The 24,894-nt window shown below is 73.0% G+C and carries 23 protein-coding genes; 9 read left to right on the forward strand and 14 right to left on the reverse strand.

Features of this window, described 5'->3' with window-relative positions:
* Nucleotides 1-44: 44 nt before the first annotated feature.
* A complete protein-coding gene (locus ACIRPU_RS27815) occupies nt 45-1,265 on the reverse strand; it encodes an acetyl-CoA C-acetyltransferase (RefSeq protein WP_403872012.1) in 1,221 nt (406 codons plus the stop codon).
* A gap of 571 nt (nt 1,266-1,836) precedes the next feature.
* Nucleotides 1,837-2,874, reverse strand: a complete 1,038-nt coding sequence (locus ACIRPU_RS27820; RefSeq protein ID WP_355704489.1) for an SGNH/GDSL hydrolase family protein — start codon at nt 2,872-2,874, stop codon at nt 1,837-1,839.
* A gap of 161 nt (nt 2,875-3,035) precedes the next feature.
* On the opposite strand from ACIRPU_RS27820, the gene ACIRPU_RS27825 reads away from it, so the two are divergent.
* Nucleotides 3,036-4,424 carry a cystathionine beta-synthase gene (locus ACIRPU_RS27825; RefSeq protein ID WP_385566020.1) on the forward strand — a complete coding sequence of 463 codons (1,389 nt, stop codon included), beginning with the start codon at nt 3,036-3,038 and terminating at the stop codon, nt 4,422-4,424.
* A 414-nt stretch (nt 4,425-4,838) separates the two neighbouring features.
* Here ACIRPU_RS27825 and ACIRPU_RS27830 read toward each other — a convergent pair whose 3' ends face one another.
* Entirely contained in the window at nt 4,839-5,702 is an 864-nt protein-coding gene (locus ACIRPU_RS27830) for a helix-turn-helix transcriptional regulator (protein WP_403872014.1), read from the reverse strand.
* 146 nt (nt 5,703-5,848) lie between these two features.
* Between ACIRPU_RS27830 and ACIRPU_RS27835 the strand changes: the two genes are divergently transcribed.
* The gene (locus tag ACIRPU_RS27835; RefSeq protein ID WP_403872016.1) at nt 5,849-6,670 is read left to right on the forward strand and encodes an SDR family oxidoreductase; all 822 of its coding nucleotides are present in this window, start codon (nt 5,849-5,851) and stop codon (nt 6,668-6,670) included.
* 24 nt (nt 6,671-6,694) lie between these two features.
* Here the strand turns inward: ACIRPU_RS27835 and ACIRPU_RS27840 are convergent, their stop codons facing one another.
* From ACIRPU_RS27840 to ACIRPU_RS27860, 5 genes are all read right to left on the reverse strand, one after another.
* Nucleotides 6,695-7,120, reverse strand: a complete 426-nt coding sequence (locus ACIRPU_RS27840) for a hypothetical protein (protein WP_403872018.1) — start codon at nt 7,118-7,120, stop codon at nt 6,695-6,697.
* Nucleotides 7,121-7,224: 104 nt separating this feature from the next.
* Nucleotides 7,225-8,157 carry an ABC transporter substrate-binding protein gene (locus ACIRPU_RS27845; RefSeq protein WP_403872020.1) on the reverse strand — a complete coding sequence of 311 codons (933 nt, stop codon included), beginning with the start codon at nt 8,155-8,157 and terminating at the stop codon, nt 7,225-7,227.
* Between the two features lie 12 nt (nt 8,158-8,169).
* The gene (locus ACIRPU_RS27850; RefSeq protein ID WP_403872022.1) at nt 8,170-8,877 is read right to left on the reverse strand and encodes an ABC transporter permease; all 708 of its coding nucleotides are present in this window, start codon (nt 8,875-8,877) and stop codon (nt 8,170-8,172) included.
* Nucleotides 8,877-9,518 carry an ABC transporter permease gene (locus ACIRPU_RS27855; RefSeq protein ID WP_355704496.1) on the reverse strand — a complete coding sequence of 214 codons (642 nt, stop codon included), beginning with the start codon at nt 9,516-9,518 and terminating at the stop codon, nt 8,877-8,879. The genes ACIRPU_RS27850 and ACIRPU_RS27855 overlap by 1 nt, the downstream gene beginning before the upstream one ends.
* The gene (locus ACIRPU_RS27860) at nt 9,515-10,567 is read right to left on the reverse strand and encodes an ABC transporter ATP-binding protein (protein ID WP_355704497.1); all 1,053 of its coding nucleotides are present in this window, start codon (nt 10,565-10,567) and stop codon (nt 9,515-9,517) included. Before ACIRPU_RS27860 ends, ACIRPU_RS27855 begins: the two co-directional genes overlap by 4 nt.
* 141 nt (nt 10,568-10,708) lie before the next feature.
* Between ACIRPU_RS27860 and ACIRPU_RS27865 the strand changes: the two genes are divergently transcribed.
* From ACIRPU_RS27865 to ACIRPU_RS27875, 3 genes are all read left to right on the forward strand, one after another.
* A complete protein-coding gene (locus tag ACIRPU_RS27865; RefSeq protein ID WP_403872025.1) occupies nt 10,709-12,217 on the forward strand; it encodes an aromatic amino acid ammonia-lyase in 1,509 nt (502 codons plus the stop codon).
* On the forward strand, nt 12,214-13,200 hold the full coding sequence (locus ACIRPU_RS27870; RefSeq protein ID WP_403872027.1) for a MurR/RpiR family transcriptional regulator: 987 nt from the start codon (nt 12,214-12,216) through the stop codon (nt 13,198-13,200). Before ACIRPU_RS27865 ends, ACIRPU_RS27870 begins: the two co-directional genes overlap by 4 nt.
* A 101-nt stretch (nt 13,201-13,301) precedes the next feature.
* Nucleotides 13,302-13,886, forward strand: a complete 585-nt coding sequence (locus tag ACIRPU_RS27875) for a hypothetical protein (RefSeq protein WP_355704500.1) — start codon at nt 13,302-13,304, stop codon at nt 13,884-13,886.
* 34 nt (nt 13,887-13,920) lie between these two features.
* Here the strand turns inward: ACIRPU_RS27875 and ACIRPU_RS27880 are convergent, their stop codons facing one another.
* From ACIRPU_RS27880 to ACIRPU_RS27895, 4 genes are read right to left on the reverse strand one after another with little or no spacing between them, the layout of a single operon-like run.
* Nucleotides 13,921-14,295 carry a hypothetical protein gene (locus ACIRPU_RS27880; protein ID WP_020128504.1) on the reverse strand — a complete coding sequence of 125 codons (375 nt, stop codon included), beginning with the start codon at nt 14,293-14,295 and terminating at the stop codon, nt 13,921-13,923.
* Nucleotides 14,296-14,317: 22 nt separating this feature from the next.
* Entirely contained in the window at nt 14,318-14,869 is a 552-nt protein-coding gene (locus ACIRPU_RS27885) for a roadblock/LC7 domain-containing protein (protein WP_403872030.1), read from the reverse strand.
* Nucleotides 14,870-14,903: 34 nt separating this feature from the next.
* A complete protein-coding gene (locus ACIRPU_RS27890) occupies nt 14,904-15,824 on the reverse strand; it encodes a transcriptional regulator (protein WP_403872032.1) in 921 nt (306 codons plus the stop codon).
* A complete protein-coding gene (locus ACIRPU_RS27895; protein WP_403872034.1) occupies nt 15,821-16,249 on the reverse strand; it encodes a hypothetical protein in 429 nt (142 codons plus the stop codon). Before ACIRPU_RS27895 ends, ACIRPU_RS27890 begins: the two co-directional genes overlap by 4 nt.
* A gap of 427 nt (nt 16,250-16,676) precedes the next feature.
* Between ACIRPU_RS27895 and hutU the strand changes: the two genes are divergently transcribed.
* From hutU to hutI, 4 genes are read left to right on the forward strand one after another with little or no spacing between them, the layout of a single operon-like run.
* The gene (gene hutU, locus ACIRPU_RS27900; protein ID WP_384121428.1) at nt 16,677-18,341 is read left to right on the forward strand and encodes a urocanate hydratase; all 1,665 of its coding nucleotides are present in this window, start codon (nt 16,677-16,679) and stop codon (nt 18,339-18,341) included.
* Nucleotides 18,338-19,555 (forward strand): allantoate amidohydrolase, encoded by a 1,218-nt coding sequence (locus ACIRPU_RS27905; protein WP_403872036.1) that lies wholly within the window; start codon nt 18,338-18,340, stop codon nt 19,553-19,555. Before hutU ends, ACIRPU_RS27905 begins: the two co-directional genes overlap by 4 nt.
* A complete protein-coding gene (locus tag ACIRPU_RS27910; protein WP_403872038.1) occupies nt 19,552-20,925 on the forward strand; it encodes a formimidoylglutamate deiminase in 1,374 nt (457 codons plus the stop codon). The genes ACIRPU_RS27905 and ACIRPU_RS27910 overlap by 4 nt, the downstream gene beginning before the upstream one ends.
* A 38-nt stretch (nt 20,926-20,963) precedes the next feature.
* Nucleotides 20,964-22,163 carry an imidazolonepropionase gene (hutI, locus tag ACIRPU_RS27915; RefSeq protein WP_403872040.1) on the forward strand — a complete coding sequence of 400 codons (1,200 nt, stop codon included), beginning with the start codon at nt 20,964-20,966 and terminating at the stop codon, nt 22,161-22,163.
* Here the strand turns inward: hutI and ACIRPU_RS27920 are convergent.
* Entirely contained in the window at nt 22,103-23,119 is a 1,017-nt protein-coding gene (locus ACIRPU_RS27920; protein WP_403872042.1) for a DMT family transporter, read from the reverse strand. The two genes, hutI and ACIRPU_RS27920, sit on opposite strands and share 61 nt — an antisense overlap.
* A 185-nt stretch (nt 23,120-23,304) precedes the next feature.
* Entirely contained in the window at nt 23,305-24,819 is a 1,515-nt protein-coding gene (locus tag ACIRPU_RS27925; RefSeq protein ID WP_403872044.1) for a ricin-type beta-trefoil lectin domain protein, read from the reverse strand.
* Nucleotides 24,820-24,894: the final 75 nt, after the last annotated feature.

A 24,894-nucleotide genomic window follows, 5' to 3' on the forward strand; every position in this document is an offset into this window, starting at 1 on the left:
AACCGGTTACGCAGGGACCCTGTTGGGGGCCTGCGCCCGGGTGATCAGCTCAGGCGCTCGATGACCATGGCCATGCCCTGGCCGCCGCCGACGCACATCGTCTCCAGACCGAACTGCTTGTCGTGGAACTGGAGGGAGTTGATGAGCGTGCCGGTGATGCGGGCGCCCGTCATGCCGAAGGGGTGGCCGACCGCGATCGCGCCGCCGTTGACGTTCAGCTTCTCCAGCGGGATGTTCAGGTCGCGGTAGGACGGGATCACCTGCGCGGCGAACGCCTCGTTGATCTCGACCAGGTCGATGTCGTCGATGGTGAGACCGGCCCGGCGCAGGGCCTGGTTCGATGCGTCGACCGGGCCGAGGCCCATGATCTCCGGGGACAGGCCGGAGACGCCGGTCGACACGATGCGGGCGAGCGGGGTGAGGCCGAGCTCGCGGGCCTTCGTGTCGCTCATGACGACGACCGCGGCGGCGCCGTCGTTCAGCGGGCAGCAGTTGGCGGCGGTGACCATGCCGTCGGGACGGAAGACCGGCTTCAGGCCCTGGACGCCGTCCAGCGTGACGCCGGCGCGCGGACCGTCGTCCTTGCTGACGACCGTGCCGTCGGGCAGCGTCACCGGGGTGATCTCCCGCTCCCAGAAGCCGTTCTTGATGGCTTCCTCGGCGAGGTTCTGCGAGCGGACGCCGAACTCGTCCATGTCCTGGCGGGTGACGCCCTTGAGGCGGGCCAGGTTCTCGGCGGTCTGGCCCATCGCGATGTACGCGTCCGGCACGAGGCCGTCCTCGCGCGGGTCGTGCCAGGTGGTGCCCTCCTGCGCGGCGACGGCCGCGGTGCGGGCCTCGGCGTCGGCGAAGAACGGGTTGCGGGTGTCCGGCAGGCTGTCGGAGTTGCCCTTGGTGAACCGGGAGACCAGCTCGACGCCGGCCGAGATGAAGACGTCGCCCTCGCCGGCCTTGATGGCGTGCAGGGCCATCCGGCTGGTCTGGAGGGACGAGGAACAGTAGCGGGTGATCGTGCAGCCGGGGAGGTGGTCCATCCCCATCTGCACCGCCACGATGCGGCCGAGGTTGTTGCCCTGCTCGCCGCCGGGCAGGCCGCAGCCGAGCATCAGGTCGTCGATGTCCCGCGGGTCCAGCTCGGGAACCTTGGCGAGGGCCGCCTGGATGATCGTGGCGGTGAGGTCGTCCGGGCGCAGGTCCTTCAGGGAGCCCTTGAAAGCGCGGCCGATGGGTGAGCGGGCGGTCGAGACGATGACTGCTTCGGGCATCACGGCTCCATTGGCGAGGGGTTCGTACGGGCGGGGCTGTCTGGGAAGTTACCTGTACGTATGGGCTGGGTCACGGGGGTGGCGGTGTGACCCTGACCGCAATTTACTAAGCGCTTGCTTTGGCCTCCGGCGGTTGGCGGGGGATGTACGGGTGGGTGCACGTGTCGGCGGCCCTGGGGGGCTGTGCCCCCCAGACCCCCCATCGGCCCTGAAGGGGCCTCGTCCTCAAACGCCGGACGGGCTGGAAGGGCAGGGCCCGCCTGGAGGGGCTGGAAGGCGGACCTCCGGAGGAGCGCGGGCCGGAAGGCCGGACCCCGGACGGGCAGAGACCGGAAGGCCGGACTCCGCCCGCACGGGCTGGAGGGGCGGCCCCCGGACAGGCGCGGGGCTGGGAGGCCGGATCCCGCCCGGACGGGCACAGGGGGGAACGCCGGACCCCGCCCGGATGGGCTGCAAGCCGGACCCCGGACGGGCTGGAAGGGCAGGCCCGGCCGGTGGCCGGGCCCCGAACAGGCCGGTGGGCCGGGCCCCGGGTGGGTGGGAGGTTGGGGGGCGCCCGGGGGTGGGGGGATCAGACTCCTGATGTGCTGGTGGGGGTCGTCGGCTCCGCTTCTGATACCCGCCGCCTCCGGCGGCGCTTCAGCAGGGCCCAGGGGCCCCGGGGGCCCGTCGGCATCGCCGCGGCCACCTCGGTGCCGGCCTCGGACGCCGCTTCCGCCGCTGCTCGGGCCACCGGCAGGAAACCCTCGCGCCGGGAGACGTCCGGGCGTTCCTCCTCCGCCGGCCAGAGGCCGAGGGCCGCGCAGACCGTGGGGAGTATCGCCATCGCCGCCGTCGCGTACCCCTCCGCCGAGGGGTGGTAGTGGTCGGGACCGAACAGCTCGCGCGGGTTGGCCTCGAACTCGGGGCCCAGCAGGTCGCCCAGGGAGACCGTGCGGCCGCCCTGCTCGACGGCGCCGATCGTCTGGGCGGCCGCCAGCTGGCGGGAGGCCCGGCGGGCCAGCCAGCGCAGCGGCTGCTGGACCGGCTCGATCGTGCCCAGGTCGGGGCAGGTGCCGACGACGACCTCGGCGCCGGCCGTGCGCAGCCGTCGTACCGCCGAGGACAGGTGGCGGACCGAGCGGGTGGCCGGCATCCGGTGGGTCACGTCGTTCGCGCCGATCATGATCACGCAGACGTCGGGCGCCTGATCGGAGTCGCCGAGGACCAGCGCGACCTGGCGGTCGAGATCGTCGGACTGGGCGCCCGGGAGCGCCACGTTGCGCAGTTCCACGGGCCGTTCGGCGACCGCCGCCAGGCCCGCGGCCAGCAGTGCTCCCGGGGTCTGCCCGGAGCGGTGGACGCCCTGACCGGCGGCCGTGGAGTCGCCCAGCATCGTCAGACGCAGGGGTTCCTTGCCGGGCCCGGGTGCGTCGTAGGCGAGGCCGTAGCGGCCGTCCGCCTGGGGGACGTGCGGATGCGCCCCGTTGTTCACCTGCCGCCGCGCCAGGTGCACCTCCGCCAGCACCAGCCCGACCGCCGCCGCCCCGGCCAGTCCGATGCCGCCGCCGCCGTAGGCCGCGCCGGCCGCGATGCGCCGGGCCACTCTCGCCCTCGACATGCTCGTCATGCCTCGACGCCACCTCCTCGTGTCCGTACACCCACTCCTTGCCCCGTACGGACCGTCGCCCAATCTCAACCAGGAGTGAACCTGCCGACCCGGCCGTCGCCCGGGCCGTACCCTGGCGTCACCACTACGACCACTGTTTTTGCAAGCAACCGGAGACAACGGTGCAATTCCACGACTCGATGATCAGCCTCGTCGGCAACACCCCGCTGGTGAAGCTCAACAGCGTGACCAAGGGCATCCACGCGACCGTCCTGGCCAAGGTGGAGTACTTCAACCCGGGCGGTTCCGTGAAGGACCGCATCGCCCTGCGCATGATCGAGGCGGCGGAGAAGAGCGGGGAGCTCCTGCCCGGCGGCACGATCGTCGAGCCGACCAGCGGAAACACCGGGGTCGGGCTGGCCATCGTGGCGCAGCAGAAGGGGTACAAGTGCATTTTCGTGTGCCCCGACAAGGTGAGCACCGACAAGATCAACGTGCTGCGGGCGTACGGCGCCGAGGTCGTCGTGTGCCCCACCGCCGTGGACCCCGAGCACCCGGACTCGTACTACAACGTCTCCGACCGGCTGGTGCGGGAGACGCCGGGCGCGTGGAAGCCGGACCAGTACTCCAACGCGAACAACCCGCTCTCCCACTACCACTCCACCGGCCCTGAGCTGTGGGAGCAGACGGAGGGGCGGATCACCCACTTCGTCGCCGGCGTCGGCACCGGTGGCACCATCTCCGGGACCGGGCGCTATCTGAAGGACGCCAGCGAGGGCCGGGTCCAGGTGGTCGGCGCCGACCCCGAGGGCTCCGTGTACTCCGGCGGGTCCGGGCGGCCCTACCTCGTCGAGGGCGTCGGCGAGGACTTCTGGCCGACCGCCTACGACCGGACCGTCGCCGACGAGATCGTCGCGGTGTCCGACAAGGACTCCTTCCAGATGACCCGGCGGCTGGCGAAGGAGGAGGGCCTGCTGGTCGGCGGCTCCTGCGGGATGGCCGTGGTGGCCGCCCTGCGCGTCGCCGAGCGGCTCGGCCCGGACGACGTCGTGGTCGTCCTGCTGCCCGACAGCGGTCGCGGATACCTGAGCAAGATCTTCAACGACGAGTGGATGGCCGACTACGGCTTCCTCGAGGACGAGGGTCCCAGCGCCCGCGTCGCCGACGTCCTCAACGACAAGGTGCACGGCGCCATCCCGTCCCTCGTCCACATGCACCCGGACGAGACCGTCGGCCAGGCCATCGAGGTGCTGCGCGAGTACGGCGTCTCCCAGATGCCGATCGTGAAGCCCGGCGCCGGTCACCCGGACGTCATGGCCGCCGAGGTCGTCGGGTCGGTCGTGGAGCGGGAGCTGCTGGACGCGCTGTTCACCCAGCGGGCCTCCCTCGACGACCCGCTGGAGAAGCACATGTCCGCCCCGCTGCCGCAGGTCGGCTCCGGTGAGCCGGTCGGCGACCTGATGTCCGTGCTCGGCACCGCGGACGCGGCGATCGTCCTCGTCGAGGGCAAGCCGACCGGGGTCGTCAGCCGCCAGGACCTGCTGGCCTTCCTGGCCAAGGGCGGGAAGTGACTTCCTAGGAGCGACTTCCTGGAAGTGACTTCCTGGGGGCAGGGGTCGAAACCTCGGGGAAACCTCCGGTGAACGGCCCCTGCGGGCGCTGAACTTCCGTTTGCCTACCGAAGTGGTGGACTTCGCGGAAGTGGTACGAGGGTGTCACGTCGACGCAGCACTCGGTTAACACGCGTCCGGCATATTTGTGGGTGTCGGAAGGGCGGGAGCGGCTCCCCGCCCCACCGGCACCCAAACGGCGTCACGGACCTCCGGAGCGGCTCCCGGACCTCCACCGACGCCATGGACGCGCAAGCCCGGCCTGACCCGGCCCGCGTCCCTCGCGGGGACCGCCGTCGTCCCGCCCCCCGGCAACGGGGGTGCGGCGGTCCTCGCGCAAGCTTCCTCCCTCAGGGCCTGTCCATCGGACAGGCCCTAAGGCGTTGTCCGCACCGGGGTCGCTTTCCAGCTGCCCAGCAGCCGCAGCCGCTCCTCCGTCTCGGAGCCTGCCTCCGGGGTGTAGACCAGCAGCGACTGGTCCGGGTTCGCCGAGACCGCCAGCGTCTCGTAGGGGAAGGTCAGCAGGCCCGCGACCGGGTGCTGGATCCGCTTCACCCCGTACGCGCACTCCCGGACCGGATGATCGGCCCACAGCCGGCGGAAGTCCTCGCTCTTCAGGGAGAGTTCCCCGACCAGAGCGGTCAGCCGCCGGTCGTCCTGGTGATGGCCCGCCAGCATCCGCAGATGCGCGACGCACTGGACGGCCACCGCGGACCACTCCGGGTAGAAGTCGTGGGAGCCGGGGTCGAGGAAGACGTGCCGCGGGATGCTGCGGTCCTCGGGTCCGGTGCGGCTGTAGCCGAAGACCGCGTCGGCGAGCGCGTTCCACGCCAGCACGTCCATCCGCTGGTCCAGCACGAAGGCCGGGGTGCGTTCCATGCTGTCGAGCAGCGCCTGGACGCCCGCGCGGACGCGGAGCGCGGCCGGTCGCCCGACCTGCTTGCGGGGGCGGGCGACGGCGTGCAGATAGGCGTGCTCCGTGTCGTCCAGGCGCAGTACGCGCGCCACGGCGTCCAGGACCGCGTCGCTGACTCCCCCGGACTTCGTCCGGGAGGGGTCTCCGGGGCCCCTGCCCTGCTCCAGGCGGATGTAGTAGTCGACGCTCACTCCGGCCAGCTGCGCCACCTCCTCGCGACGCAGACCGGGTACGCGCCGGCGCCCGTGCGAGGGCAGTCCGACCTCCTCCGGCTGGATGCGGGCGCGGCGCGAGCGCAGAAAATCTCCAAGGTCCCCGTCCATGCGTTCGATGGTAGGGGAGCGGCGGGCTGTGAACCTGGTACTGGCAGACCCAGGAAAAGCGCATCCCTGGGTAGCGGGGACGCGGACGGCGAGGGTGGTGCGTGCCGCCGGGGAACCGCCCCGGCCCGCCTTTCCAGGAGCAACGGATGTCGCACGAGGGCCAGAACCAGAACCAGGGCCAGGGCCAGGAGCAGAACCAGTACGGGAATCACTACGCGAGCCTGGCCGGGCGTACCGCCGTCGTCACCGGTGCCGCCAGCGGTATCGGTGAGGCCGCCGCCGCCCTGCTCGCCGCCTCGGGTGCCCGGGTCGCGCTGCTCGCCCGGCGCGGGGACCGGCTGGAGGCGGCCGTCGAGAAGATCCGCGCCGACGGGGGCGAGGCCCTGGCCGTCGTCGCCGACGTCACCGACGACGCGTCGGTGGACGCGGCCGCGGCCACGATCCGCGCTGCCTACGGGAACGTCGACCTGGTCGTCAACAACGCCGGCGTGATGCTGCCGAACCCCGTCGACGACGGCCGGATCGACGAGTGGCGGCGGATGCTCGACACCAACGTCACCGGGGTGCTGCGGGTGATCCGGGCCTTCACCGGGGACCTGGTGGGCGCCGCCGCCGAGGGACGGCCCGCGGACCTGGTGAACGTCTCGTCCATCGCCGCGCACATCGCGTTCCCGAACTACGGGGTGTACGGCGCCACCAAGGCGGCCGTCACCTATCTCTCCCAGGCCCTGCGCATCGAGTTCGGGCCGCGTGACGTGCGGGTCACCAACGTGGAGCCGGGGCTGACGGAGACCGAGCTGGCGACCCACCTGGACAACGCCGAGCTGGCCGGGCAGCTGGACGGCATGTTCGACGCCATCGGCGGGCTGTCCCCGGCCGAGATCGCCGACGTCGTCGCCTACGCGACCAGCCGTCCGCGGCACGTCAACCTGCGGCAGATCATGGTGCTGCCGACCCGGCAGGCGTGACCCCCGGCCCCGGCCGGGCCCGGGTCACTCCGCCCAGTCGCCGTCCTTCGAGGAGCGGCGACGCATGCCGAAGAGACCGGGGTGGGAGCGGGCGGCCTGGACCACGTTGACGCCGACGATGCCCACCCAGGAGACGATCAGGCCGGGCAGGTGCGCGGTGCCCGCGCCGATCGCGGACAGCGGGATCGCCAGCACCAGCGAGACGATGCCGAAGCCGAAGCGCTCGCCCCACGAGTCCGTCGCCCCGGGCGAGCGGGCGTCCCGGGCCGCCACCATCTGCTGCTCCGCGAACTGCCGCCGCACCCGGCGCTCCACCGCGCCGTCGATGCGCTGGTCGACCTTCTCCAGGAACGAGTCCACCAGCGCGGACTCGTACTCCTCGCCCAGCTCCCTGCGGGTCTGAAGGGTGGCGTCGAGGTCCTTCTTGAGGTCCGTGTCCCGCGCTTCCATGGTGGTCTCCCGTCCCGTCGTGCGACCAGGCTAGGGAGCGGGGACGGTCGCCGCACTGGGGATAGCCCCCCTGTCCGCGGTGGGGCGGGCCCACCGGGCGGGGCCTACTTCGTCAGCCCGTGCTGCTTCGCGTACGCGTTCGCCACGTCCTCGGGGTCCTTCTTGTCCTTGTCCACCTGGCGGTTGAGCTCGGTGAGCTGGGTGGTGGTGAGGACGTTGCCCAGCTTCGCGAGGGCCTTGCGGACGGTGGAGTCGGCCCTGCGGTCGGCGATGAGCGGGACGATGTGCTGGCCGGGGATGAGGTTCTTCGGGTCGGTGAGCACCACCCAGCCGTTGTCCAGGATGTCGGTGTCGGTGGTGAAGAGGTTCGCCACGTCGACATCGCCCTTCTTCAGGGCGCCCTTGACCAGCGGACCGGAGGAGTCCAGCGACTTGAACTCCTTGAACTCGACGCCGTACACCTCTTTGAGGCCGACCGCGCCGACGCGGCGGGTCTTCACCTCGGGGGCGGCGCCGATGACGAGCTTGCCGTTCAGCTTCGCCAGGTCGGCGAGGGAGGTCAGGCCGTACTTCTTCGCCGTCTCCCGGGTGACCGCGAAGGCGTCCGCGTCCTCGGCGACGCCGTACGGCAGGACCTGGAGGCCGGCGGGCAGGGCGATGGTGATGTCGTTCTGCATCGCGCCCTCCTCCGTCTCCGACGCCTTCGGGTCGAGGTAGGTGAGGAGGGCGCCCTGGTACTCGGGCAGGAGGTCGATGTCGCCGCTCTTCAGGGCGGGGAAGACGATCTCGCGGGTGCCGAGGTTGGGGCGCACCTTCACCTTCACGCCGGCCGCCGCCAGGACGGCCGCGTAGAGGTAGCCCAGCACCTGGTTCTCGGTGAAGTTGGCGGTGCCGATGGTGACCCCGTCCTTGCTGGAGCCGCCGCCACCGGAGGTGGCGCCCTCGTTGTCGAGGGAGGTGATGCCGCTCGCGCAGGAGGTCAGGGCGGGGACGGTCGCGGCCGCGAACAGGCCGCCGAGGATCGTGCGTCGGTTCATTTCGCTGACTTCCTAGGCGGTCTGTGCGGGGCGGGTGGGGGTCCCCCCGCTCGAGCGGAGCCGAGAGTGGGGGAGGAAGAGGAGGCGCTGGAGGCCGGAGAGCGCCAGGTCCAGGACGATGGCGACGGCGGCGACCAGGACCGCGCCGCCGAGCACCTGGACGAGGTCGCGCTGGGCGAGGCCGTCGAAGACGTAGCGGCCGAGCCCGCCGAAGGAGACGTACGCGGCGATCGTGGCCGTGGCGACGACCTGGATGAGCGCGAGGCGCAGGCCCGTCATGATCAGCGGGAGGGCCAGCGGCAGCTCCACCTGGAACAGGACCTGGTGGCCGCGCATGCCCTGGCCGCGGGCCGCGTCCTTCACGTCCGGGTCGACGGCCGTCATCCCGGCGTAGGTGTTGGTGACGATCGACGGCACCGCGAGGGCGACCAGCGCGACGTAGACCGGCAGCATCGACAGTCCGCCGGCCAGGAAGACGAGGACGACCAGGCCGACGGTCGGCAGCGCGCGGCCGAAGGAGGCCAGGTTGATCGCGACGAACGCGCCCCGGCCGGTGTGGCCGATCAGCAGGCCGAGGGGGAGGCCGATCGCGGCCGCGATGAGGGTGGCCAGCAGCGAGTACTGGAGGTGTTCGGCGAGGCGGTGCGCGATGCCGTCCGAGCCGGACCACTGGGTGCCGCTGGTCAGCCAGCCGCCGAGGTTCTTGATCAGTTCGTACATCAGGCTCGCCGCCTCTTCCACGGGGTGAGGAGGTACTGGACGCCCACCAGGGCCGCGTCGGCGACGACCGCGAGGAGGATCGTGAGGACCACTCCCGCGATCACCGGCGTCGGGAAGTTGCGCTGGAAGCCGTCGGTGAAGAGCTGGCCGAGACCGCCGTCACCGATGTAGGTGGCGACGGAGACCAGGGAGATCGACATGACCGTGGCGATGCGGACGCCCGCCATGATCACGGGGAGCGCGAGCGGGAACTCGACGGTGAGGAGCGTGCGCAGGGGGCGCGTGCCCATCGCCTTGGCCGCCTCCTTGGTCTTCGCGGGCACCGAGTCGAGGCCCTCGACCGTGTTCCGCAGCAGCACGACCAGGGTGTACACGGTCAGGCCGATGACGGTGGTGGTGCGGGTCAGGCCGCTGATCGGCAGCAGCAGAACGAAGATCGCGATCGACGGGATCGTGAACAGCACGTTGGAGAGGCCGAGCAGGAAGCCGCGCAGGGGGCGGACCCGGTGGGCGAGCACCGCGAGCGGGAGGCTGATCAGCAGGCCGAGGAGGACGGCGGTCAGGGCGGCCTGGAGGTGGGAGATCGTGAGGGTGGTCAGGTCGTCGGTGTGGCTCGATATCCAGGACCAGTCGATGGTCATGCGGCCACCACCCGTGCCTCGGTGTGGGCCTGGCCCGCGTGGGTGTGGATGTCGTCGCGGGAGGTGACGCCGGTGAGGACGCCGGCCGCGTCGACGCGGGCGACGAGCCCGGCGGGGGAGGCGACCGACTCGTTGAGCGCCGACAGCAGGGAGTCGCCGTCCCTGAGGGGGCGTACGGGCACGGCGGGTCCGGCGGAGTCCTTGGCCGTGGGCGTCCAGTGCAGCGGCTTGCGGGCCTCGTCGAGTACGAGGGTCCAGGCGCCGCCCTCGGGGGCCGGGCCCTGCGGGACGTCCGCGAGGGTCTTCAGCGAGAGCAGCTTCAGACCGCGCTCGGCGCCGAGGAAGTCGGCCACGAAGTCGTCGGCCGGGCGGGCGAGCAGCTCGGCGGGCGAGGCGCACTGGACCAGGTGGCCGCCGGTGCGGAACACGGCGATCTGGTCGCCGAGGCGGACGGCCTCGTCGATGTCGTGCGTGACGAAGACGATGGTCTTGCTCAACTCCTTCTGGAGCCTGAGCAGTTCGTCCTGGAGTTGGGCGCGGACCACCGGGTCGACGGCGCCGAACGGCTCGTCCATGAGGAGTACCGGCGGGTCGGCGGCGAGCGCGCGGGCCACTCCGACGCGCTGCTGCTGGCCGCCGGAGAGCTGGTGCGGGTAGCGCTTGCCGGAGTCGGCGGAGAGGCCGACGGTCTCCAGCAGTTCGGCCGCGCGGGCGCGGGCCCGGCGGCGGCCGTGGCCCAGCAGCAGCGGCACGGTGGCGATGTTGTCGAGCACCGTGCGGTGCGGGAAGAGCCCCGACTGCTGGATGACGTACCCGATGGAGCGGCGCAGTTCGGCCGCGTCCTGGCGGGTGACGTCCTTGCCGTTGACCTCGATCGTCCCGGAGGTCGGGTCGACCATGCGGTTGATCATCCGCAGGGTGGTCGTCTTGCCGCAACCGGAGGAACCGACCAGCACGGTCACGCCGCCCTCCGGCATGTGGAGGGAGAGATCGTGGACTGCTGTCGTGCCGTTGGGGAAGCGCTTGTGGACCGCGTCGAACTGGATCATGAGTTGTCCCTTGCCCGGCTGTATAACGTCATGCAGAGTTCTCGGTAGATGAATAGCTTGTCAACGGTTCGGTGTTAATCCGAGGTAACGGATGACCGCCAGGCAAGATCGAATGTCCGATTGAGGGGAGTTCGTAGCCTTATGTCGTCTCGGATGGTGGACACCTCTTCTGGAGTGGGCTCCGGTCTCGTCGTTCTCGACGGGATAGCCCTCGGCGTCGCGGACGTCGCGCGCCTCGCCGACCGGGCCGCCCGCCCGGTCCCCGGCACCGAGGCGACGAAGCGGATGGCCGAGTCCTGGGACGCCGCCCGCCGGATCGCCGCCACCGGCCGCGTCTACGGCCGCTCCACCGGGGTCGGCGCCAACCGGAACGAGGACGTGCCCACCGAGGCGGCCGCCGAACACGGCCTGCGGCTGCTGCGCAGCCACGCCGGCGCCATCGGCGAGGAACTGCCCGCCCGGCAGGTCCGGGCCATGCTCGCCGTCCGCGCCAACCAACTGCTCGCCGGCGGCGCCGGCCTGCGGCCGGGCGTCGTCACGGCGCTGTGCGAGGCGCTGGAGAACGGGGCGTATCCGGTCGTCAACGAGTTCGGCTCGGTGGGGACCGGCGACCTGGCCGCGCTGGCACAGGTCGGGCTCGCGCTGGTGGGGGAGCACCCGTGGCGCGGCACCGGGGCCCCCGAACCGCAGCAGCTCGACAACAACGACGCCCTCGCGCTCATCAGCAGCAACGCCCTCACCCTCGGCCAGTCCGCCCTCGCCCTGCACGAACTGCGCGGACTCCTGGAGGCCACCCAGGTCGTCGCCGCGCTCTCCCTGCTCGCCGTCGACGGCTCGCACGAGGCGTACGCCGCTCCCGTGCACGCCGCCCGCCCGCACCGCGGCTCCATCGAGGTCGCCCGCCGTATGCGGGAGTTGATCGGCGCGCAGGACCGGCCCACACCACCCCTCGGCAGGATCCAGGACCCCTACGGCTTCCGCTGCCTGCCCCAGATCCACGGGCCCGCGCACGACGCCGCCGACGCCCTGGAGGAAGTGGTCGGCATCGAGATCAACGCCGCCGCCGAGAACCCGCTCATCTCCCCCGAGGACATGACCGCCTACCACCACGGCGGCTTCTACCAGGCCCAACTCGCCCTCGCCCTGGACCACTTCAGGCTGGCGCTGACCCAGGTGGCCCGGCTGTCCACCTCCCGCCTCTCGACCCTGAACGAACCGGCCTACACCCGGCTGCGCCCCTTCCTCGCCGACCCCGAACCCGCCTCCTCGGGCGTGATGATCCTGGAGTACGCCGCCGCGGCCGCCCTCGGTGACCTGCGGGCCTTCTCGGCCCCCGCCTCCCTCGGCCACGCTGTACTCTCCCGGGGCGTCGAGGAACAGGCCAGTTTCGCCTCGCTCGCCGCCCGGCAGACACTGCGCGCCTGTGCCGCGTACCGTCTCGTCGTCGGCTGTGAACTCGTCGCCGCCGTACGGGCGCTGCGCCAGCGCGAGCTGCGGCCCGAACCGGGGCTTTTGGCCGGGCGGGCGCTGGAGCTGGCCGAAGCGGTGCTCGACGCGGAACAGGCCGACCGGCCGCTCACGGACGACGTGCGGGCGGCGGCCGGGCTGCTGGACCGGTTCACGGACATCTGGAGGGGGAGCGGGGCATGAGCGCGGAGACGGAGATCGGTGAGGGAGCGGCCGGTCCGGGGATTCCGGATGCAGGGACGTCGGATGCAGGGACGTCGGGTACAGGGACGTCGGGTACAGGGACGTCGGGTCCAGGGGTGGCGGATCCCGTGACGTCGGGTGCCGGTGTGCCGGACAGTCCCGCCGCTCGGTTGCAGGCGCTCTTCGAGGGGCACCGGCTGACACCCACCCAGCGGCGCATCGCGCACAGCATGGTGCGGCGCGCCTCCGACGTGCCGTTCCTGTCCAGCGTGGAGCTGGCCGAGCTCGCGGGCGTCAGCCAGCCGTCGGTGACCCGCTTCGCGGTCGCGCTCGGCTTCGACGGCTATCCCGCCCTGCGCAAGCACCTGCGCGAGGTCGCCCCCGCCGAACAGACGGCCGGGCCGGCCTCGTACAACGAGTACCAGCAGGCCGTCGAGGCCGAGATCGAGAACCTGAAGCACCTCGCCGAACTGCTCGCCGATCCCCGGCCGGTGCAGCGGGCGGGCCGGCTGCTGGCGGCCTCCCGCCCGCTTCCCGTGCTCGGACTGCGCGCCGCCGCCTCCCAGGCGTACGGGTTCGCCTACTTCGCCGCCAAGGTCCATCCGGACGTACGGCTGCTGAACGAGGGCGGCACGATGATCCACGACCGGATCGACGCCGCCGTGCGGGCCGGCGCCTCGGCCCTGCTCTGCTTCGCGCTGCCCCGGCATCCGCGCGAGGTCGTCGACACCCTCGCCTACGCCCGGGAGGCCGGGCTGAGCGTGGTGACGGTCGCCGACTCCGCGTTCGCGCCGGTCGCCAAGGTCTCCGACCTGCTGCTGCCGGCCGCCGTCGGCACCGGCCTCGCCTTCGACACGGCGTGCGCGCCGATGCTGCTCGGGCGGGTGCTGCTGGAGGCGATGTGCGACCACCTGCCCGACGCGCAGGCCCGGCTGGAGGAGTTCGACGCGCGGGCGGCGGCACGGGGGCTCTTCGTGGAGTAGGTCCCGCCCGTCTTCTCCGCCTCGTTCTCTCAGACTCGTCTCACGTTCGCTCACTAGTCTGAGCGGTCACGAGACTGAGCCGGAGAGACCAGGAGGCGGACGTGGCGCGCGGAGGGCAGGGGCTGGCTCGGGTGGCCGTCGTCGTACGGGCCGGAGCCGCGCCGTTGTGGTGGTGCGGGGTGTTCGCGGCGGGGGTCGGGGTCCTGGTGCCCGGCCTCACCGGACGGCGGATCGGGGTGCTGGCCGGGGCCGCGCTCTTCATCGTCGCCGTCGCCGTGGTGGGGTGGCGCGGCCGCAGGCGGATCACCGCGCTCGGCCGCGGCGCCGCCCGGGCCGGCAAGCAGGACGTGCTCCAGGACCGGGCGGTGACCGTCCGCACCTGGCGACGCGGTCACCGCTGGTGGCTGCTGCTCGCCTTCGTGGCCGCGCTCGGCAGCTCCTTCGTGGTGCCCGCCGCCGCCGGCCTGCTGCTCGCCGGCTGGGGGACGGGGCTGCGGCTCAAGGCCGCCTGGCTCGGGCGGCGCGAGCGTGCCGACGACGCGCTGCTGTGGGTGCGCGTCGACTGGCTGGACCGGCGCGGCGGACGCCCCGCGGGCAAGGCCGTCAAGGCGTACCGCAGCACCGGCATCGCGGCGGGCGACGCGGCCCCGGGCGGGTCCCGCCGCCGCACCGCGGCGCTGGTCTAGCCACGGGCCGGACCAGCCGGGCCGGCCGGACCGGCTACACCTCGAGGTCCTCCTCGATCTTCTTCAACTGGTGGCGGGCCATCGCCAGGTTGGCCCGCTTGGCGTCCAGGACCAGGTACATGAAGAGCCCGTTGCCGCCGCGGCCGCTGATCAGCCGGATCAGGTGGTACTGGTCGTTCAGCGTGATCAGGATGTCCTCGATCTGGCCCTTGAGGCCGAGGTGCTCCATGGTGCGCATCTTGGCGCGCACCACGTCGGTGTTGCCGGCGGCGGCGACGTTCAGGTCGAAGGTCTTGCTGCCGCCCATCGTGCCCAGCGCCATGCCGCTGGTGTAGTCGACGAGCGCCACTCCGGTCGCGCCCTCGATCGAGGCGAGACACTCTTTCAGTGTGGTTTCGGTGTTGGCCATGACAGTGCTCCTCGGTTCCTTCTCAACTTTCCGTGGTGGTGCGCGCGTTGGTGGTGGCCGATCCGCGCGCCGATCTGGTCCGTACGATGGGTGGCTTGGCGGGCGTCCGTACGGGCGCCTTCGCGGGGGTCTTCGCCGGCGTTGCGGCCGGAGCCGGGGCGGCTGCCTTCGCCTCCTGCGCCTTCGCCTCCTGCGCCTTCGCCTCCCACGCGTCGACGAGCTCTCCGATGCGGGCCCCGGCCCGGCGGCCCTCCAGATGCAGCCGGCCGACGTTGACGCGGTCCTGCGCGAGCAGGGTCAACACGGCGCTCTCACCGGCCGCATAGGTCGCGACGTAGCCGTAGACCCCGCGCACGAGCAGCTCGCGGAAGTCGCCCTGGCCGGTCGTGTCCGCCATCCGCACCGCGACGCCGAGGGCGGCGGCGGTCAGCGCGGCCACCACCTCCGGCTCCACACCGGGCGTGTCGTGGGCGAGGACGAGACCGTCCACGCCGGCCGTCAGGGCGCCGGTCAACTGGGGCACCCGGGCCCGCAGCCGCCGGAGTTCGTCGAGTATTTCCGGCTCGGACACCATCAGCTCGCTCCTCTCGGCGCGCGGTCGCTGCCGTTCAAAGGGCCTCCAGCGCATCCCTGAGCCTCTTCAGCAAGGTGATGTCGGGGTCGTTGACACGGGGCAGGGTGATGCCCGGTGGCGGGGCGGGGTCGGGGGCGACAGGACCTGCGGCGGGAGTCGCGGCCGCCGACCTGGATCGGAGCGGGGGCGCGGCCGGCGGCGCGCGGTGCGGCCGGGGTGGCGGGAAGAGGGCGGTCAGCAGGCCCGCCGCCGCCAGCCGCCGGACGTCCACCAGGGTGTGGAAGGCCTGCCGGCCCAGCTCCCGGGCTATGTCCGACGCGGTGCGCACCCCGTCCACCGAGGCGAGCACCGCGCGCTGCCGGGCGGTCGGCGCCGGCGCCGCGACGGTCTCGGCCCGCCGCAGCGGCGCCCCGTCGGTCAACGGGTCCGGCCACAGCCGGTGCAGCAGCTCGCGCCGGCGCAGCGTCTCGCGCTCGACCGCCTCGACCGGGACCGGCCGGAGCGTGCCCAGCCGGTGCCCGGCGCCGTACCGGAAGTGGCCCGGGGTGCTGCTGGGGGTGAGCGCGAAGTACGCCGCGTCGTACACCGCCTCCAGGTGGCACAGTTCCAGCGCGCCGCGCGGGACGCGGCCGGCGTCGAGCAGCAGCCGGGTGACGCCGTACTCCTCGTCGGCCCGGTCCACCGCGTCCTGCCAGACGGCGGGGGCCAGGGTGCCGTGGGCCAGGAGGAGCACGTCGAGGCCCGGGGCGAGGGGGCTCTCGGCGTGCACCACACGGCCCTCGGCGAGGTAGAGCGAGCCGCGCTCGCGCTCCAGGACGCCGGTCGCCCGTTCGGCCGCGAGCCGGGTCAGCATCGGCGACAGCCCGCTGCCGCGCTCCCGGGCCGCGGTCTTCTCCCGCACGGGCAGCCTGGGCGGCGGGGTCGTCCCCTGCGGGGGCGTTCTCACCGCGGTCACCCCAGCACCAGCCGTCCGGCCATCTCGCCCAGCCGGATCCGGGCCAGCGCGAGGTTGCCGTCCGGCCGGGCCAGCCACACGTGCAGGAACACGCTGCTGTCGAAGGACGTCGGTACGAAGCGGAGCACGTGGTAGCTGTCCCGATTGCTGATGATCAGGTCCTCGACCGGGGGATCGGCGGCCCCGCCGCCGCCCCCCTGGCCGTCATGGCCGTCGTTTCGGTCGTAGCCGTCGGGTGCGAACGCCCGCTGCTCCGCGGTGAGTCGGGCCACCTCGGCGGCCTCGGCCGCCGCCGCCTCGTGGTCGCCGCCGGGGAACTCCCCGACCGCGCCCAGGGCCAGCCCGCTCGTCCAGTCGACCAGCGCGGCGCCCCGGGCACCGGGCAGCCGCATGGCCTCCAGTAGACACTCGTCGATTCCGGGCACCGTTGGGCTCCCCTCCCGCCTTCGGTTCGGCTGAGTGATGAAGAAGCTACGCAACGTAGGCGTCGAAGGGTGAGTCTTCTGGCATTTTCCAGCGGAACATGCGGCGGGACGGCTAACGTGGGTCGACTGACCCCGTTTCGGGCCGAATCTGCGCCCCATGCGTCCCTTCTCCACCGTTCAACACCGGCCCACCGGCGCGCGTCAACGGCGTGCGCGTCCGTGCGCAGTGGTGAACGCGAAGACGCGCGCCCCCTCACTCCCGTCCTGGCTTCCGTCATCACTCCCGTCCTCGCTCCCGTCCTCACGGCTTTCGCCGCGCGGAGGCATGCTGTGGCCCCGATGTATTGACTAGTCCTATTCATCGAGTCAGGATGTGAATAACAACAGCAACACCCGCCGGGATCACCCATCCGCAAGGAGGCAGACCATGTCAGGACCCCGCCCCGTACGAGCGCCACGCGGTACGGAACTGAGCGCCCTGGGATGGCAGCAGGAAGCCGCCCTGCGGATGCTCCAGAACAACCTCGATCCCGAGGTCGCCGAGCACCCCGACAAGCTCGTCGTCTACGGCGGCACGGGCAAGGCGGCCCGCGACTGGCGCTCCTTCGACGCGATGGTCCGCACGCTGCGGACCCTCAAGCAGGACGAGACCATGCTCGTGCAGTCCGGCCGCCCGGTCGGCGTCATGCAGACCCACGAGTGGGCCCCGCGCGTCCTCATCGCCAACTCCAACCTCGTCGGAGACTGGGCCAACTGGGAGGAGTTCCGCCGGCTGGAGCACCTGGGTCTGACCATGTACGGCCAGATGACCGCCGGTTCCTGGATCTACATCGGCACCCAGGGCATCCTCCAGGGCACCTACGAGACCTTCGCCGCCGTCGCCGCGAAGAAGTTCGGCGGCACCCTCGCCGGCACGATCACCCTCACCGCCGGCCTCGGCGGCATGGGCGGCGCCCAGCCGCTCGCCGTGACGATGAACGACGGCGTCGCGATCTGCGTCGACGTCGACCCGCGCGCCATCGAGCGCCGCATCGAGCACCGGTACCTCGACGTCCGGGCCGACTCCCTGGAGCACGCCCTCCGGCTCGCGGTGGAGGCACGGGACGCCCGTCGCCCGCTCTCCATCGGCCTGCTGGGCAACGCGGCCGAGCTGCTCCCGCGCATGCTGGCCGAGGGCGCCCCCATCGACATCGTGACCGACCAGACCTCGGCCCACGACCCGCTCGCCTACCTGCCCGTCGGCGTCGACTTCGACGACATGGCCGACGCCGCCGCGAAGGACCCGGCCGGCTTCACCACCCGGGCCCGCGAGTCGATGGCCAGGCACGTCGAGGCGATGGTCGGCTTCATGGACGCCGGCGCCGAGGTCTTCGACTACGGCAACTCCATCCGGGGCGAGGCGCAACTCGCCGGATACGACCGGGCGTTCGCCTTCCCCGGTTTCGTCCCCGCCTACATCCGCCCGCTCTTCTCCGAGGGCAAGGGCCCCTTCCGCTGGGCGGCCCTGTCCGGCGAGGCCTCCGACATCCACAAGACGGACAAGGCGATCCTCGACCTCTTCCCGGAGAACGAGTCCCTGCACCGCTGGATCAAGCTGGCCGGCGAGCGCGTCCACTTCCAGGGCCTGCCCGCCCGGATCTGCTGGCTCGGCTACGGCGAGCGCGACAAGGCCGGCGAGCGCTTCAACGACATGGTGGCGTCCGGCGAACTGGCCGCCCCCCTCGCCATCGGCCGCGACCACCTGGACTCCGGCTCCGTCGCCTCCCCGTACCGCGAGACCGAGGCCATGCTCGACGGCTCCGACGCGATCGCCGACTGGCCCCTGCTGAACGCCATGGTCAACGTGGCCTCGGGCGCCTCCTGGGTCTCCATCCACCACGGCGGCGGCGTCGGCATGGGCCGCTCCATCCACGCCGGGCAGGTCTCCGTCGCCGACGGCACCAAGCTCGCCGGCGAGAAGCTGCGCCGCGTGCTCACCAACGACCCCGGCATGGGCGTCATCCGGCACGTCGACGCCGGCTACGAGATCGCCGAGACCGCCGCCGAAGAGCGCGGCGTGCGGGTGCCCATGCGCGAAGGTGACGACGCGTGAGTTTCCACAGCATGTGGACGGAGCTGCTGCCGGTCGGCCGCAGCTCCGCCTCCGGCGGCTACCGCCGCTACGCCTGGACCGCCGCCGACACCGACTGCCGGGCCTGGTTCAGGGACCAGGCCGAGACACGCGGCCTGACGTACGAGGTCGACCGCAACGGCAACCAGTGGGCGTGGCTCGGGGACCCGACGGCCGGCGACGCCGTCGTCACCGGATCGCATCTCGACTCGGTACCGGACGGCGGCGCCTTCGACGGGCCCCTGGGCGTGGTGTCCTCCTTCGCCGCCCTCGACGAACTCCGCGCGCGGGACGTCACGTTCACCAGGCCGCTCGCCCTCGTCAACTTCGGCGACGAGGAGGGCGCACGCTTCGGACTCGCCTGTGTCGGCTCCCGGCTCACCGCGGGCCGGCTCACCCTCGAGCAGGCCCACCGGCTCACCGACGGCGACGGGATCACCCTTCCCCGGGCCATGGAGGCCGCCGGCCACGACCCCGACGCCATCGGCGCGGACCCGGAGCGGCTCGCCCGTATCGGCGCCTTCGTGGAGCTGCACGTGGAGCAGGGACGCGCCCTCGACCTGAGCGGGGAGCGGGTCGGCCTGGCCAGCGCCATCTGGCCGCACGGACGCTGGCGGTTCGACTTCCGGGGCGAGGCCAACCACGCCGGCACCACCCGCCTCGTGGACCGGCGCGACCCGATGCTGCCGTACGCCGAGACGGTCCTCGCCGCCCGCCGCGAGGCCGAACTCGCGGGCGCCGTCGCCACGTTCGGCAAGATCTCCGTCGAGCCGAACGGCGTCAACGCCATCCCCTCCCTGGTGCGCGGCTGGCTCGACTCCCGGGCCGCCGACCAGAGCACCCTCGACACCGTGGTCGGCGGGGTGGAGAAGGCCGCCCGCGAGTACGCCGAGGGCCACGGCATCGACCTGGACGTCGTCCGTGAGTCGTTCACGCCCGTCGTCGAGTTCGACCACGCCCTGCGCGACGAACTCGCCCGCATCCTCGGCAGCGACACGGACCTCAAGGTCCCCGTCCTGGGCACCGGCGCCGGACACGACGCCGGAATCCTCTCCGGGACCATCCCGACCGCCATGCTGTTCGTGCGCAACCCCACGGGCGTCTCGCACTCCCCGGCCGAGTTCGCCGCCGAGGACGACTGTGTGGCCGGGGTGCACGCCCTCGCCGACGTACTGGAAGGACTGGCCTGCCGGTGACCCCCACGCAGCGGACACGGACGTACTGGCTGGAGCACGCCTGGCTCGACACCAACGTCGAGCCGGGCGTCGCCCTCACGGTGTCGACGAGCGGCTCCGCCGCGGGTCCGGACGGCCGGATCACCGCCGTCCGCACGGGCGTCGACACCCCGCCGCCCGGCGCCGAGATCCTGCGCGGCCTCACCCTCCCCGGCCTGGCGAACGCCCACAGCCACGCCTTCCACCGTGCCCTGCGCGGCACCGTCCAGGTCGGCTCCGGCACCTTCTGGACCTGGCGCGAGGTCATGTACGCGGTCGCCGACCGGCTCACCCCGGAGACCTACCACCAGCTGGCCCGCGCCGTGTACGCCGAGATGGCGTTGGCCGGCATCACGGCCGTCGGCGAGTTCCACTATCTGCACCACGCCCCCGGCGGCACCCCCTACGCCGACCCCAACGCCATGGGCGAGGCCCTGATCGAGGCCGCCGCCGACGCCGGGGTCCGGATCACCCTCCTCGACACCGCCTATCTGTCCGCCGGCTTCGGACAGCCCCCCAACGCCCACCAGCTGCGCTTCTCCGACGGCGACGCGGACGCCTGGGCCGAACGCTGTGCACTTCTCAAGGAACGGGATCACGCGAGGATCGGGGCGGCGATCCACTCCGTACGGGCCGTGCCCGCCGACCAGTTGGCGACCGTGGCGCGCTGGGCCGAGGAGCGCCGGGCGCCGCTGCATGTGCACCTGTCCGAGCAGACCGCCGAGAACGACGCCTGCCGCGCGGCCCACGGCCGCACGCCCACCCAGCTCCTCGCCGAGCACGGCGTCCTCGGGCCGCGCACCACCGGCGTCCACAACACCCATCTCACCGACGAGGACATCGCCCTCCTCGGCCGCTCCTCCACCGGCACCTGCATGTGCCCGACGACCGAACGGGACCTCGCCGACGGCATCGGCCCGGCCGTCGTCCTCCAGGCCGCGGGCTCGCCGCTCTCCCTCGGCTCCGACAGCCACGCCGTCATCGACCTGCTCGAGGAAGCCCGCGCGATGGAGCTGAACGAGCGGCTGCGCACCCGCACCCGGGGTCACTGGACGGCCGCCGCCCTGCTGCGCGCCGCCTCCGCCGACGGCCACGCGGCCCTCGGCAACCCGGACGCGGGCACCCTGGAGACCGGCGCGGTCGCCGACTTCACGACGATCGCGCTCGACTCGGTCAGGACAGCGGGCCCCGTGCCCAGGCTCGGCGCCGAGACGGCCGTATTCGCGGCGACCGCGGCGGACGTACGGCACACGGTCGTCGCCGGGCGGCACGTCGTACGCGACGGGGCCCACACGCTCGTCCCCGATGTGCCGCAGGCCCTCGCGCGGGCCGTGGCAGCCCTGCACTCCTAGCCACCACCATCGGCTCCCGCCCCCACGAGGACACGACGATGAGCAGCAGCACCGGCACGAACGGCACGACCACCGTCATCACGAACATCGCCACGCTGGTCACCAACGATCCCTCCCTCGGATGGGGAGACTCCCCGCTCGGGCTGGTCCGGGACGCGGCCGTCGTCATCGAGGGCGACCGCGTCGTGTGGACCGGTGAATCAAGCAAAGCACCCGCCACTGACAACCGGGTCGACGCCGGCGGCCGGGCGGTCCTCCCGGGCTTCGTCGACTCCCACTCCCACCTGGTCTTCGCGGGCGACCGCACCGAGGAGTTCAACGCCCGGATGTCCGGCCGCGGTTACACGGCGGGCGGCATCCGCACGACGGTGGCGGCCACCCGGGCGGCCACCGACGCGGAACTGGAGGCGAACCTCGTCCGTTTCCTCTCCGAGGCCCTCCGTCAGGGCACCACGACCTTCGAGACCAAGTCGGGCTACGGCCTGACGGTCGCCGACGAGGCCCGCGCCCTGCGCCTCGCCGCCGCCCACACCGACGAGGTCACCTACCTCGGCGCGCACATCGTCTCCCCCGACTACGCCGACGACCCGGCCGGTTACGTGGCCCTGGTCACCGGCGAGATGCTCGACGCCTGCGCCCCGCACGCCCGCTGGATCGACGTCTTCTGCGAGAAGGGCGCCTTCGACGGCGACCAGGCCCGCGCCATCCTCACCGCCGGCAAGGCGAAGGGGCTGCACCCCCGCATCCACGCCAACCAGCTCTCCTACGGGCCCGGCGTACAGCTGGCGGTCGAACTGGACGCGGCCAGCGCCGACCACTGCACCCACCTCACGGACGCGGACGTGGACGCCCTCGCGAGCGGCGACACCGTCGCCACGCTGCTGCCCGGCGCCGAGTTCTCCACCCGGGCCGAGTGGCCCGACGCCCGCCGGCTGCTGGACGCGGGCGTCACCGTCGCCCTCTCCACGGACTGCAACCCCGGCTCGTCCTTCACCTCGTCCGTGCCGTTCTGCATCGCGCTCGCGGTGCGGGACATGCGGATGACGCCGGACGAGGCGGTGTGGTCGGCGACGGCGGGCGGGGCCGCGGCCCTGCGCCGCACGGACGTGGGACGCGTGGCCCCCGGCGCGTACGCCGACCTCACGCTCCTGGACGCCCCGAGCCACGTCCACCTGGCCTACCGGCCCGGCGTGCCGCTCGTCTCGGGGGTCTGGCGGCGCGGCGTACGGGTCGTCTGAGCGTCCGCCGACGACTCGGCGGGCTCCCGTCCCCGGTCCGCCGCCGACCGCCCCCACCCGGTGCCGACGAGCACGAGCACCGCGCCCACGAAGCCGAGCCACCCCGGCCGGTCCCCGGCCAGCGCGATCCCGACGGCCGCCGCCCACACCGGCTCGGTGCCCAGCAGCAGACTGACCCGGGACGGCGACGTACGGCGGACCGCCCACATCTGCACGAAGAACGCGAACAGCGTGCAGAACACGGCGAGGTACACCAGCCCCAGCCAGTCCCCGCCGTCGAAGTCCGCCGCGGCCGCCCACGGCGACGCGCCCGTCCCCGGCAGCGCCACCAGCACCGCGAACACGGCCACGGCGGAACCCAGTTGGACCGTGGTCAGCGACAGCGCGTCCGCGCCGCGCACCGAGTCCATCCGCGCCATGGCCAGCACGTGCACTGTCCGGGCGACGGCCGCCCCCAGCATCAGCAGATCGCCCCCGGACGGAGCGGTGAACCCGGCGCCCTGCGTCAGCAGCGCCACGCCGAGCACCGAGAGCCCCGCCGCCGCCAGGAACGCCCCCGGCAGCCGCACCCCGCGCACGGCGCTCTCCGCGAGCGGCGTGAACACCATGGTCAGGCTGATGATCAACCCGGCGTTGGTCGCCGAGGTGTGGACGACGCCGTATGTCTCCAGCAGGAAGATCACGGCCAGGATCAGCCCCAGCACCCCGGCCCCGCGCAGCTGCGCCCCGCTCAGCGCCCGCAGCCGCCGCCATCCCGCGACGACCAGCACCGGCAGCACCACGGCGAACCGCAGCACCAGCACCGCCAACACGGTGTCGGCGGTCGTGACCCCCTTGGCGGCGAGATAGCTCGACCCCCACACGACGGCGACGAGCAGCACCGGAACATCGGCGAGCCGCCCGAGACGCGAGGGACCGGCGGCGGGGCCGGAGGAGGAGCCGGGGGAGGCGGGCATGGGTCTCCTCATGAGCAGAGGACGGGGCTGGCCCAGCGGCTCTGCTGGTCAGAGGGCTGGGCCAGAGTAGTCACCCGGAGGAATCCGGCCAATGGGTTTCCACGATGAGGACGAACAGGGTTCTCGCGGCGCCCTGTCACCGGGCGGGTGACTCGCAGGAGCGGGCCGGGTTCCGGTCCGGCGGATCAGGCCGCCCCCGCCCGCCACGATTGGTCCGCGTCCTCGTCCAGTGGTTCCAGCGACACCCCGCCGCCCGCGTCCGCCGTCAAGGCCGTCAGGATCGCGATCGCCGGGCGGACGGTTCCGTCGCCGTCCACGGTGAACCGCAGGTTCGCCCCGTGGTCGCCCTCCACCGAGGCGCACTCCCACACCCCCACGCCCTTCTCCACGGACCCCCTGCTGTCCAGGCAGAAGTCCTGGTCGGCGTACGACTGGAGCACCCCGCGCGCCGTGTCCACCCGCCACCGCTGGCTGGGCGAGGCGGTGCACGGGACCGTGACCACGTCCGTGCCGTTGTCGAAGTCGCCCGCCACCTCCAGACAGCGCCCGGTGGCCGCGTTCACGACCTGGGCGTACGTCCCGCCGGGCGCGCGGGTCGGTGACGGCGTGGGCTTCGGCAGCGGCGGGGCGCTCGTACGGGAGGGGGAGGAACTCGGCGTCGGGGAAGGCGACGCGGAGGCGGGGGAGGAGGCGGGCGGCGCGGCGACCGTCGCCGTCACGGTCACCGGCGGGACCGTCGACGGGCCGGTGACGACCGCGCCCGCCGCGTCCTGCGAGTCCCCCGAGTTCCCCGAGGTCAGCAGCAGGGCCACCGCCAACGGCACCACGGCCACCCCCAGCGCGGCCGAGGCCAGCGCCACCCGCCGCGACGGCCGTCTCACGGCCGTCGGTCCCCGGCCGCCGGACGGCTGCCGGTCGTCCCTCACGTACGCCGACCCGCCCCACACCAGCAGCCCCTCGGCCAGCACCCCGCGAGGATCGTCGCGCAGGGCGCACTGCTCCTCGTGGGCGGTCGCGCAGTGCGGGCAGTGCGCCATGTGGGCTTCGAGGTCGGGGCTGTGCCGCGGGCCGTCCGGACGTACGGACTGCTCGATCAGCCGGCGGAAGTCCCCGCAGCGCGGGTCGTCGGAGGCGGCGAGCCGGTGCCGGAGGCAGGCCTGGGCCAGGAGGTGGAGGGCGGGGCCCGTGCCGTACGCGACGTCCTCGGGGGTCAGGCCGAGCAGCGCGGCCGTCCGTTCGGCGGGCTCGCGTTCCACGACGCCGTACCAGACGAGGCCCTGGGTGCGGGAGGGCACGGAACGGAACGCGGCGAGCAGGGGCGGCGCCGGGCCGCCGGGGGCCGCCGTGTTGAGGACGAGCAGCAGTCCCGCGTCCAGGCCGCCGGCCCGGTCGTCGAGGGCCCACTGGGCCGCCACCTGCCCGGCCAGCAGCAGGAGTCGGTGCCGCCAGGACCCGCCGGGGTCGTTGCCGCGGGCCGTCTCCCGGGCGGCGAGGGTGAACGCCTCGGCCGCGAGCCGTCGCGCCGCCGGGTCGCCGGTCGTGCAGCGGCGGGCGTAGGCCAGGACGGCGGGCTGGTGGCGGGCGCGGAGTGCGCGCAGCGCCGGGTACGCGGTGGCGGGGGCGGCGCGGAGCCGGTCGGTGAGGTACGCGTCGGAGCCGTCGGCGCTCACGTCGTCGCCGTCGCGGTCGGCACGGGCCATGGGGGTCGCCTCCTCGCCGGATGCGCTGCGCGCCCGGTTGCTGACGTACCGGTCAGTCTGTGGTGGAGGTGACCC

This window comes from Streptomyces sp. NPDC102259 (assembly GCF_044766465.1).
Taxonomy (GTDB): Bacteria; Actinomycetota; Actinomycetes; order Streptomycetales; family Streptomycetaceae; genus Streptomyces.

Bases quoted from the DNA above. Each gene is read 5' to 3' on its own strand.
- hutU (WP_384121428.1), top strand. From the start codon at position 16,677: ATGTCAGGACCCCGCCCCGTACGAGCGCCACGCGGTACGGAACTGAGC.
- ACIRPU_RS27835 (WP_403872016.1), top strand. From the start codon at position 5,849: ATGTCGCACGAGGGCCAGAACCAGAACCAGGGCCAGGGCCAGGAGCAG.
- ACIRPU_RS27815 (WP_403872012.1), bottom strand. From the start codon at position 1,265: ATGCCCGAAGCAGTCATCGTCTCGACCGCCCGCTCACCCATCGGCCGC.
- ACIRPU_RS27850 (WP_403872022.1), bottom strand. From the start codon at position 8,877: ATGTACGAACTGATCAAGAACCTCGGCGGCTGGCTGACCAGCGGCACC.
- ACIRPU_RS27855 (WP_355704496.1), bottom strand. From the start codon at position 9,518: ATGACCATCGACTGGTCCTGGATATCGAGCCACACCGACGACCTGACC.
- ACIRPU_RS27885 (WP_403872030.1), bottom strand. From the start codon at position 14,869: ATGGTGTCCGAGCCGGAAATACTCGACGAACTCCGGCGGCTGCGGGCC.
- ACIRPU_RS27870 (WP_403872027.1), top strand. From the start codon at position 12,214: ATGAGCGCGGAGACGGAGATCGGTGAGGGAGCGGCCGGTCCGGGGATT.
- hutI (WP_403872040.1), top strand. From the start codon at position 20,964: ATGAGCAGCAGCACCGGCACGAACGGCACGACCACCGTCATCACGAAC.
- ACIRPU_RS27860 (WP_355704497.1), bottom strand. From the start codon at position 10,567: ATGATCCAGTTCGACGCGGTCCACAAGCGCTTCCCCAACGGCACGACA.
- ACIRPU_RS27920 (WP_403872042.1), bottom strand. From the start codon at position 23,119: ATGCCCGCCTCCCCCGGCTCCTCCTCCGGCCCCGCCGCCGGTCCCTCG.
- ACIRPU_RS27820 (WP_355704489.1), bottom strand. From the start codon at position 2,874: ATGACGAGCATGTCGAGGGCGAGAGTGGCCCGGCGCATCGCGGCCGGC.
- ACIRPU_RS27845 (WP_403872020.1), bottom strand. From the start codon at position 8,157: ATGAACCGACGCACGATCCTCGGCGGCCTGTTCGCGGCCGCGACCGTC.
- ACIRPU_RS27840 (WP_403872018.1), bottom strand. From the start codon at position 7,120: ATGGAAGCGCGGGACACGGACCTCAAGAAGGACCTCGACGCCACCCTT.
- ACIRPU_RS27880 (WP_020128504.1), bottom strand. From the start codon at position 14,295: ATGGCCAACACCGAAACCACACTGAAAGAGTGTCTCGCCTCGATCGAG.
- ACIRPU_RS27925 (WP_403872044.1), bottom strand. From the start codon at position 24,819: ATGGCCCGTGCCGACCGCGACGGCGACGACGTGAGCGCCGACGGCTCC.
- ACIRPU_RS27830 (WP_403872014.1), bottom strand. From the start codon at position 5,702: ATGGACGGGGACCTTGGAGATTTTCTGCGCTCGCGCCGCGCCCGCATC.
- ACIRPU_RS27865 (WP_403872025.1), top strand. From the start codon at position 10,709: ATGTCGTCTCGGATGGTGGACACCTCTTCTGGAGTGGGCTCCGGTCTC.